The organism is Phenylobacterium sp., from assembly GCF_037968635.1.
Classification (GTDB): domain Bacteria; phylum Pseudomonadota; class Alphaproteobacteria; order Caulobacterales; family Caulobacteraceae; genus Phenylobacterium.
The window spans coordinates 1-2,687 of record NZ_JBBKVV010000195.1 but is presented as its reverse complement, the minus strand read 5'-3'; the positions used below and the strand labels follow the sequence as shown (position 1 = coordinate 2,687).

Annotated in this window: 2 protein-coding genes and 1 pseudogene; 1 reads left to right on the top strand and 2 read right to left on the bottom strand. The window is 70.8% G+C overall.

All coding sequences use genetic code 11. From position 1 onward, the window contains the following. The coding region (locus tag AAC997_RS20700) for a hypothetical protein (RefSeq protein WP_340647602.1) at positions 1-1,143 on the top strand (1,143 nt) is incomplete at its 5' end. A gap of 111 nt (positions 1,144-1,254) precedes the next feature. Here AAC997_RS20700 and AAC997_RS20695 read toward each other — a convergent pair. Together AAC997_RS20695 and AAC997_RS20690 are read right to left on the bottom strand one after the other, a co-directional pair. Then, positions 1,255-2,352: a DUF2336 domain-containing protein gene (locus tag AAC997_RS20695; RefSeq protein ID WP_340647601.1), complete on the bottom strand. Its 1,098-nt coding sequence runs from the start codon at positions 2,350-2,352 to the stop codon at positions 1,255-1,257. 7 nt (positions 2,353-2,359) lie between these two features. Beyond that, positions 2,360-2,687: pseudogene (locus AAC997_RS20690) on the bottom strand (hypothetical protein); the annotation flags it as partial.

The following is a 2,687-nucleotide window of genomic DNA, read 5'->3' as shown; positions in this document are numbered from 1 at the left end:
GGCGACGTGGTGGCTCTGCGCAAGGCCGCCGCCACCGCCGAGGCCGCCGCCGATCTCTTCGACCGCAACCGCCGCCCCGACGGCTGGGCCCGCGCCCGCTGCGAGCAGGCCTTCTGCGCCATGCTGGGGGCCGAACTGTTCGGCGATGACGGCCTGAACGCCGCCGCCGACCTCGCCTTCCGCGAAGCCCGCGCCGCCGCTCGAGGGGGGCTCGCCCTGCCGCTGGCCGACGTCGGCATCGCCGCCCTCGAAGGCCGCTCGCGCATGGCCTCAGGCGACGCGCAGGCCGCCCGTGTCGTGGCCGCCCGCTTCACCATTCCGATTCAGGGCCTGATGGTCCTGACCAAGCGCTGCCGCGCCGCCCGGTTGTTGGCTGTCGAGGCCCGGCTTGTCCGCGCCGACCTGCTGCTGGGCTGGGGCGCCCGCCTGAAGGACCGCGATCTGCTGCAACAGGCCCTGGACGACGCCGACGCCGCCGTCGACGGTCTGGACGCCGCCTATGAACCCCTGACCTGGGCCCGGGCCGCGGCCTTGCGGGGCCAGGCCTTGGCCCTGCTGGGCGACGCCGGCGGCCAGATCGAGAGCGTGGCTGAGGCCGTCAACGGCCTGGCCGACGTCCTCAATGAACTCAGCCGCGATCACAGCCCGCTGGACTGGGCCCGGGTCCAGACCGCCCTGGCCGAAAGCCTCCAGTCCTTGGGTGAGGCCGGCGCCAGCGAGCGCGCCTACGAGCAGGCCGTCACCTGCTACGACCGCGCCGCCATGGTGCTGAAGGAAATCCCGGCGCTCGCCCTGGGCGCCGTGGCCGCCTCCAACCGCGCCCTCTGTCTGGCCAGGTCGGCCGAGCTTTCCGGCGACCTCAATGTACTGGACGCCGCCGAGACCGCCTTCCGCATCGAGCTCACCGCCATGTCGCCCGGCCGCGATCCCACCGCCTGGGCCCTGCTGCAGGTGAACCTGGCGCGTCTCTACGAGGCTCGCCTGGACATCACCGGCCGCGACCGCGGCGAACGCGCCGCCGCCGCCCACGCCCTCAACGCCGCCCTCGACGTCTTTGCAGAACAGGGCCTGCGCTCACTGAGCATCGTCGCCTCAGACGCCCTGGCCCGCCTGAGCCACACGAGCCCGCGCCCGGCCTACTAGAGCGGGATGCGAAAAAGTGGGAACCGGTTTTTCGCGTCAATCCCGACCTAAACCCAAGGAAGCGATCACGTTTTATGATTTTGGATCGGTTCGATCCAAAATCATCGTGACCTAGGCCGCCGCCACGTCGCCGGTCTGGCGGCGCATGCGCCAGAAGCGGATGGTCCGCTGGGCGGCTTCGCGGGGCAGGTTTTCGTAGAGTTCGCCATACTCGCGCGCCCGGCCCATGGCGTTGGAGTCGCGGTCCAGGATCAGGACGGCGAAGGTCAGGTACAGCGACCGATCAAAGCCCGCCGCCTTGCAGACGATGGACAGGGCGTCCAGTTCACGGCGCTCCAGAATCCGCCGGGCGGTATGGAAATCGATGTCCGCCAGTTCGCACAGGGCCACCAGGAACTTGGTGGTCTCGCGGTTGCGCAGGAAGCCGGCCAGCACCGGCGGGGTGATGGCGCCGCGTAGCCGCAGGATGCGGACGGCCTTCTCGGCCTCCACATAGTCGCCGGGCAGGGCGCCGTCGCGGGCGGCCAGGGTCTTTCGGCCGGCGGCGAGCGCCTGGTCCAGTTCGTCAGGATCAATGTCGTGGTTGCGCTCCAGGATCTGGTCGCGAAGCCTGGCCTCCACCACGAAGTACATCTCGTTCAGCAGGTCCGCGGGCATCGCCTTGCGGGCGACGACGGCGGCGTGCAGGGCCGGGTTCTCGGCGGCGCGGTCGATGACCAGTTCGTGGGTCTCGCGGGACATCTCGGCGCCCTGGTTGGCCAGCAGGGTTCCCAGAGTCTCGTCGTCGCCGCGCTCCACGATCGCCTCGGACACCGACATCGGTACGACGGGCCGCTGCGAAATGGCGCGCAGGTGGTCCTGGCCCCGCGTGCGGGCCACGGACAGCAGGTCGTCCTCGGTGAGCGCGGTGGAGCCTTCCAGCAGCGGACGGGCCACGTCGATGGACGGGTCACGGGCCAGGCTGCGGATCAGGCCGGCGGGGGCGGGATCGATGCCCGACATGCGTTGGGCCAACTCCGCGCGGACAGCTTCTTCCATTTCGCCGGCGAGTTGGGTCAGGATGTCGTCGAACAGGGACAGTTCCGCGGCGGCGCGAGGTTCGTCGGTGGTGAAGAACAGGTCGGTGACGCCACGCAGCAGTTCACGCCGCCGGGAGCTGGAGGGCTCCTGCGCCAGTTCGATCAGGTCGTGGAGCTTGGTGCGCGTCATCGGGATCTCAGAACGGGCGGCCGCCGAGGTCATTGTCTGAAGCATCGTCGTCGGCCTTCTTGGCCGCCGGTTCGTCCGTCGGGCCGATCAGGACGTAGCCGCCCTCGGCTTCGGGGATGGCGTCGGGCGCCAGTCCGTACTCGCGGTGCATGGAATAGAGCCGGGACGGTTCGCCGGTCCGGCGCGTCACCGCCGAGGCGTCCGCCATGTTCTGCGGCGCGGCGACGGCGGCCTGCTCGGGCAGGGGCGGCGGGCCGCCATAGAGGCTGGAGGGCGGCGGCGCATAGATCGGCGGCGAGGACGAGGTCTGCTGCTGGTCCAGGGACGGCGCGGGC